Annotated in this window: 5 protein-coding genes; all 5 read right to left on the bottom strand. The window is 64.3% G+C overall.

Annotated features, from left to right (window positions below):
- Positions 1 to 161: 161 nt before the first annotated feature.
- The 5 genes from QB898_RS11430 to QB898_RS11410 all read right to left on the bottom strand — a co-directional run bounded on the left by QB898_RS11430 (position 162) and on the right by QB898_RS11410 (position 6,761).
- Entirely contained in the window at positions 162 to 1,961 is a 1,800-nt protein-coding gene (locus QB898_RS11430; protein WP_279525056.1) for an ABC transporter ATP-binding protein, read from the bottom strand.
- A gap of 279 nt (positions 1,962 to 2,240) precedes the next feature.
- Positions 2,241 to 2,654, bottom strand: a complete 414-nt coding sequence (locus QB898_RS11425) for a hypothetical protein (protein ID WP_279525055.1) — start codon at positions 2,652 to 2,654, stop codon at positions 2,241 to 2,243.
- Between the two features lie 173 nt (positions 2,655 to 2,827).
- Entirely contained in the window at positions 2,828 to 3,343 is a 516-nt protein-coding gene (locus QB898_RS11420) for a Fur family transcriptional regulator (RefSeq protein ID WP_279525054.1), read from the bottom strand.
- A 48-nt stretch (positions 3,344 to 3,391) separates the two neighbouring features.
- Positions 3,392 to 4,843, bottom strand: a complete 1,452-nt coding sequence (locus tag QB898_RS11415; protein ID WP_279525053.1) for an NAD-dependent succinate-semialdehyde dehydrogenase — start codon at positions 4,841 to 4,843, stop codon at positions 3,392 to 3,394.
- A gap of 592 nt (positions 4,844 to 5,435) precedes the next feature.
- Positions 5,436 to 6,761 (bottom strand): porin, encoded by a 1,326-nt coding sequence (locus tag QB898_RS11410; RefSeq protein WP_279525052.1) that lies wholly within the window; start codon positions 6,759 to 6,761, stop codon positions 5,436 to 5,438.
- Positions 6,762 to 6,791: the final 30 nt, after the last annotated feature.

The raw sequence follows: 6,791 nt of genomic DNA, 5'->3' as shown, positions 1-6,791 counted from the left end.
CATGTCTTTCGGCCAATAGGGCTGTCCGCCCAGTTTGCTTTGCCAAACCGTCAAATGTTCAGCAGGCAGCAGGGTGATTTCCGCGCAGGGCCGGGTCGTGGCGCAAATGCTGTCCTTGTAGGGCCGCAGCGCGGGGTGGTTCAGCCAATCAGGCGTGTGGTTCATGGCTGCGGCGCGGGGCAAGCGGTGTTTTCATGCGCGGGCAGGCTCCATTGCCGGGCCTGCTGCCAGCTTTGCCACAGGCGCGCGTAGACGCCGCCTTGCGCCAGCAGCGCCTCATGCCGGCCTTGTTCGGCCAGCCGGCCTTGCTCGAACACAAGGATTTGGTCGGCATCTTCCACGGTGGAGAGCCGGTGCGCCACCAGCAGCACGGTTTTGCCTTTCATCAGCTCTGAGAGGGCGGCCACCAGCGCGGCTTCGTTTTCGGGGTCGGCAAAGGCCGTGGCTTCGTCCAGCACCAGGATGGGCCGGTTTTGCAAGATGGCGCGGGCAATGGTGATGCGCTGGCGCTGCCCGCCCGAGAGGAACACGCCGCGCTCGCCAGCCAGCGTGTCGTAGCCCTGGGGCAGTTCGCTGATGAATTCGTGCGCTTGCGCGGCGCGGGCGGCGTTTTCCACGTCTTGCTGCGTCGCTTCGGGGCAGCCCAGGCGGATGTTGCCCGCAATGGTGTCGGCAAAGAGGAAGGTGTCCTGAAAGACGAAGGCCACTTGCCGCATGAGGGTGTCGCTGGCGATGCGGCGCACGTCGCAGCCGCCCACGCGCACGCAGCCCTGCGATGCGTCCCAAAAGCGCGGAATGAGCCGCGCAACGGTGCTTTTGCCCGCGCCGGAGGGGCCGACCAGCGCCGTGACGCTGCCTGCCGGGGCGGTGAAGCTGACGCCTTGCAGGGCGGGGGCGGCGTCCTTGCCTTCACCGCCCGTGCTGCCCGCATCACCCGCGCTGCCCTCGCTTGCGCCGTAGCTGAAGCTGACGTTTTCAAAGGCCACGCTGGCGTCTTGCGGCTGCTCGCCAGGCGCGGGCGGCTCGGGCAGGGGCGGCTCGCCGAGCACTTGCTGGATGCGGTGGATGCTGAGCTTGGCGGCGTCAATCAGGTGGTAGAGCACCATGAAGGGCATCATGGCCTCGGCCATGCCCGCGCCAATGAGCAGCGCGGCCACCCACACGCTGAAAGCCAGCTTGCCGGCCGCCAGCCACCAGCCGCCCAGCCACAGCAGCGCCGCCAGCGTGGGCAGAGCCGAGAGCACCGTCATGGAAAAACGCGCCGAAAAGCCCAGCCGCGCGTACCACTCCTTGAGCACAGCCAGATACGCCGCCAGCGCGGCCTGGTAGCGCCCGAAGCTGGCGCTGCCGCTGTCAAACGTGCGCACCACGGGCATGGCCTGCACGAATTCAACAATGCTGGCGGCCACCTGCTCGCGCGCGGCGTTGTAGCGCTCGTTCATGTTCAGCTCGCTGCTTTTGCGCATGAGCAGGCCCATGACGGCAAAGCCCAGCGCGGGCACGGCCAGCGCCGCCAGCGCCAGCCGCCAGTCCAGCCACAGCAGCGCCGCCAGCGTGATGAGCGGCGCGGCGTAGGCGCGCGCGTACAGCGGCGTGGAATCGGCCACGAACACATGCAGCGCCTTCACGTCGTCAAACATCACCTTGGACAGCGGCCCCGCGCCCAGCGCCTGCACGCGCCCCAGCGGCAGACGGGCCACATGCGCGGCCAGTTGCGAGCGCAGCAGCACTTCCAGCCGGAAGGCGGCGTAGTGCGACTGGTTGAACGCCGCCTGCCGCAGCACATAGGCCGCCACCGTGCTGCCCAGCAGCGCCAGCATGGGCGGCCAGGGCCACTGCCCCGGCGCGGCCAGCAGCGCATGCAGCACCTGCGCCAGCAGCGCCAGCGACAGCACCGACAGCGCCGCCGAGGCGCAAGCCAGCCCCATCGCAAAGCGGATGCGGCCGCGCACCGGATCCATGATGCGCCAGGGGTTGTCCGGCGCGGCAGGCGGGGGAGCGGATGAGGAATTGGGCGCAGCCGCCCGCGCGGCGGCGGGCGGGGCTGAAGGCGCAGATAGAGGCGCAGATAGAGGTGCAGATGAAGGCGCAGAGGTGGGCGCGCGGTTTGGTTCCATTGCTTGCATGTCTCCTTCCAGCAGCAGGCGGCGGCCGGCCACGGGCCGATGCCGCTGCAAGAGCCAGCTCAAAGTCCGTTCCGCAGGCGCGCAAGTGCGGCCTTGGGCGCTCGCGGGGCTTGCCTATCTCCGGCGAGCCACACCGTACAAAACCTGTCCGCGCCTTGCGGCCTGCCCCGGTCCGCAGCCTTTCACGGCCAGACGCTGAACCGGCTCCAAAACAGAGTCATTCTCACCCAGACCAAACGCCCGCGCGGGAAAAACCCATGCCGCAGCCGGAAATTTTCCGCCGTGGCGCATGAGCGAAGCGGCCTCGTTTTCCGCTTCTGAAAAGATAGCGTGATGTCCTGGTGCAAAAAAGCGCAGAAGCCTTTTTGATGGCCCCTGAATTCGCTCCTGTTTTTGTGTGCTGATGCGCGGCTTTCGTGTTGGCCGTGAACCCCGCGCTTGCGGCCAGTTCGTGAGCCGGTGCGGCTGACGGCTGCCGCAGGGCTTGCCCGGGCTGCCGGGCTGCATCAGAAACAGGAGCGAATTCATAGGGCTGAAATGGCGCCCTGCGCAGATTCCACTAGGACATCATGCTATGAATGAAGGAGCTAAAAACCGGCTGATTCCGCTTCTGGCGCTGCCTTGCTCCCTGGGCGTTCGCGCGCGGGGCGCTTCTGAAGCGCTTGCCGGATGAACCGGACGGCCGCGCCGGGCTGGTTGCGTCAGGCGGGCGGCTGGGCGTCGCTTTTCGCGCGGCAGGCGGCGCACAAGCCCTTGACTTCCACGCTTTGCGCGGCAAAGCCGGTGTCGTGCAGGGCCTCATCCAGCGCCTGGGCCACGCGCGGGTCGCTGCACTCGGTGGTGCCGCCGCATTGGGCGCACACCAGCATGACGATGCGCGCGTGCGGCGCGTGCGGGCCTTCGTGCTGGCACAAAACAAAAGTGCTGTTGGCGGCCACTTTGTGCGCCAGGCCCTGCTCCACCAGAAAGTCCAGCGCGCGATAGACCGTCATGGGCGCCACGCCCGGCTGGCGGGCCTGCATGTCGGTGAGCAGGTCATACGCCTTGGCCGCGCCGCCCCGGCGGATCAGCAGCGAGAGCACTTCCGTGCGCAAGGGCGTGAGCTGGCTGCCTTGCGCGGCGCAGCGCGCCTGGGCGGCGGCCAGCTGGCTTTTCTGCGCGGGGTTGAGCGCGATGGCGCGGCGGCGGGCGGGGCGTGGGGCGGGGCTGCGGCTCATGTGGGAAAAGAGTGGTTTTTTGAAGGGGCGCGCGCCTGGGGGCTGCGGCTACAGGCCGCCCAGGCACACGTATTTCATTTCAAGGTATTCGTCCAGGCCGTGCGCGGAGCCTTCGCGGCCCAGACCCGATTGCTTGACGCCGCCGAAAGGGGCCGCTTCGTTGGAGATCAGCCCCGTGTTCACGCCCACCATGCCGCATTCCAGCGCTTCGCTGACGCGGAACACGCGCGCCACGTCGCGGCTGTAGAAGTAGCTGGCCAGGCCGAATTCCGTGGCGTTGGCGGCGGCGATGGCCTCGGCCTCGGTTTCAAAGCGGAACACGGGCGCCAGCGGGCCAAAGGTTTCCTCGCGCGCGCAAAGCATGTCGGCGCGGGCGTGGGCGATGACGGTTGGCTCGAAAAACCGCCCGTGCAGCGCGTGGCCGCCTGCGGCCAGCCGGCCGCCTTTGGCCAGCGCGTCGTCCACGTGCTGCTGCACTTTTTGCAGCGCCGCTTCATTGATGAGCGGGCCGATTTCCACGCCCGGCTCAAAGCCATTGCCCACCTTGGCCGCGCGCGCGCGCCCGGCCAGGCGGCTGACGAATTCGTCATACACGCCCGCCTGCACGTAAAAGCGGTTGGCGCACACGCAAGTCTGGCCCGCGTTGCGGAACTTGCTGGCAAAAGCGCCCTGCACGGCGGCGGGCACATCGGCATCGTCAAAAACAATGAAAGGCGCGTTGCCGCCCAGCTCCAGCGCCAGCTTTTTCACCGTGGGCGCGCACTGCGCCATGAGCACGCGGCCCACTTGCGTGCTGCCGGTAAAGCTCATATGGCGCACCGCCTCGCTTTCGCACAGCGCCTGGCTGTAGGCCGCCGTTTGCGTGCCGGTGATGACGTTGAGCACGCCAGCGGGCAGGCCCGCGCGCGCGGCCAGCTCTGCGGCGGCCAGGGCCGTCAGCGGCGTGAGCTGCGCGGGCTTGATGACCACGGGGCAGCCCGCCGCCAGCGCCGGGGCCACCTTGCGCGTGATCATGGCCAGCGGAAAGTTCCAGGGCGTGATGGCCGCGCACACGCCTATGGGCTGGCGCATGACCAGCAGGCGCTGGCCGGGCGCGGGCGCGGCGGGCATTTCGCCGCTGGCGCGCCGGGCCTGCTCGGCAAACCACTGCACGAAGCTGGCGCCGTAGGCCACCTCGCCCAGCGCCTCGGCCAGCGGCTTGCCCTGCTCGGCGGTCATGATGCGGGCCAGGTCTTGCTGGTGCTGCATGAGCAGCTCAAACCAGCGCAGCAGCGCCGCGTGCCGCGCTTTGCCCGTGAGCGCGCGCCAGGCGGGCCAGGCCGCTTCGGCGGCGGCAATGGCCTCGCGCACTTGCCCGGCCGACACATCTGCCACGTCGGCCAAATGCCGCCCCGTGGCCGGGTCCGTGACCGCAAAGCGGCCCGCGCCAGAGCGCCACTGGCCGTTGATGAAGGCATCGGTTTTCAGCAGGGCCGGGTCTTGAAGCTGGGCAAGGGGCATGGCGGTTTTCGTCCAGAGAAGGCAAGGGGGCAGGGCAAGAGGCAGGAATGGCCCGGATTGTAGAAATCCGCTCCGCCGGGCCAGGCCCGTTTCACGCGCCGCGCCAGCCGCCCGGGCACGGCCTGAAGCCCGCCCAATTTCGCTACTTCTTCAATAGCAGCAAAGCCCGTTGAAACCTGCGAGAAAGGGCCTTTCCGGGGCCTTGAATTTGCTCCTGAAAAAAAGCAAAACAAAGGGGGATCAAGCAAGAAGCTCCATGCGCCGCGCCCGGGGCCTGAAACATTTCCGAATGCCTGCATGGTGATGGGGCATTTCCATGCGGCATTTCCATGCGGTTTTTGCCCCGGATGAGCCGGGCCGTTTCGGCAGGTTTTCGGGGCCGCCCATCAGGCGGCAGCCAAAAAAATTCAACCCCGCCGGGGCTGACGGGGTTGAATGGCGGCGCGCCGGGCCGCTGCGTTTCAATTTTTCAATTGAAAGGGGGAAATGAATCAAAGAAAACCCGCTTGCCCCGGCCATATGGCCGCAGTCCATACGGCATGCAGATGATTCAATTCCCCATCAGGCTGTTTGCGCAATATCTATTCAAGCATCAGAAGCGATGTTGAATGCCGAGGCCGTAGTTGTTTTTGTTTTCCATGCGCAGATAATCTGCATACACAAAAGTGCGTTTGGACAAAGCATATTTCGCCTCCACAACGCCTTCTGTATATTTCTTGTATTTCTGCGTCACATTCTGGTTGTAAACCTCTTTCTTACGCTGACGTTGCAATTCAACGGCCAGTGTAATGTTGTCAAATTTGACAGAACCGCCAACACTAAAGCCAGCCAATTTCATCTTGGCGCCCGTTGGCAACGACACTCCTTCCAGATTGCGAATATCATAATATCCAGCCGACAAAGCAAACATGCCAAAATCATACTTGGCGCCCAAAGCATAATTGGCCTTGGCATCCTGAATCTTGTTGTAGGAAATGCCTGCTGCAAGCGGGCCATTTTCATAAATCAGATTCAGATCATATTTGGCCTTATTGCCATTATCGCCCTTTGCAATGAAAGCCACTTCAGCGCTAAAGCCGCCAAATACAGGTGTCTTGTAGCTAAATTGACTACTAGAACGATTGGAAAGCCCTACAGCCGCATAGCGTCCCAGGGATGGAGAATAATTAGCAGATCCAACAATGCTCCATGTTGATATAGCGTTATAGCTGGGCGTTTCAGAACGGCCCATTTTGAATTGACCAAAACCGCCCTCCAGCCACAAATTGGCGGCCCGTCCAAAGGTTTCCGCCCTCACGAATTGTCCGCCAGGGGAAGCTGTTGCACCGTCCTCCATATTGACAAATTGCTCCAGTCTGAAACCCACTTTCAGGCCGCCACCCAAATCTTCAATACCCCGAAAACCGATATAGCTGGTGGTGTGATTAACCATATCGCCGCTAATCATCCCCGTTTTCTGCCCACTCATTTTCCCAATCCCCACATCCGCCACGCCATACAGCGTGACCGAAGATTGGGCGTATGCAGCGCCGCAAAGCAGCGTCAAAACGGCCAGGGCCGGCAGATTCTTTTTCATTTGGATTTCCTTTCCAATCAAGGTCAATGGTGAATAAACCCTTTGCAGGGCGCGAAAAACGGTGTGCATTAAATCACAGTCTTGTTCGAGCGCCAACAGGCCAGGCCCGTAAAAACGCGAAGCCGCGCCGCCATTTGCCCGCGCCAATCTCTTTTCCCGGGCGGCGCCGGGGCCTGCGCGGCAGTGTTGCGCTTTTTCAACCGGGCCAGGGCCGGAAATCCGCTTGAAGCCTGTCCGCAGGCGCAGGCAGCGCCCCGGTTTCACAGCAGGAACCGGGGCCAATTCAAGGCCCGGGAATACCCCCTGCCGCACGGTTTGGCGGGCTTTGCCGCCATCGAACAAATAGCGGTATGAGCGACGGTTCTCTGGGAG

The organism is Ottowia cancrivicina (assembly GCF_029813755.1).
In the GTDB taxonomy this organism is placed as follows: Bacteria; Pseudomonadota; Gammaproteobacteria; order Burkholderiales; family Burkholderiaceae_C; genus Ottowia; species Ottowia massiliensis.
Note: the sequence above shows the minus strand (reverse complement) of the source record. Positions and strands in the feature narration are given on the sequence as shown.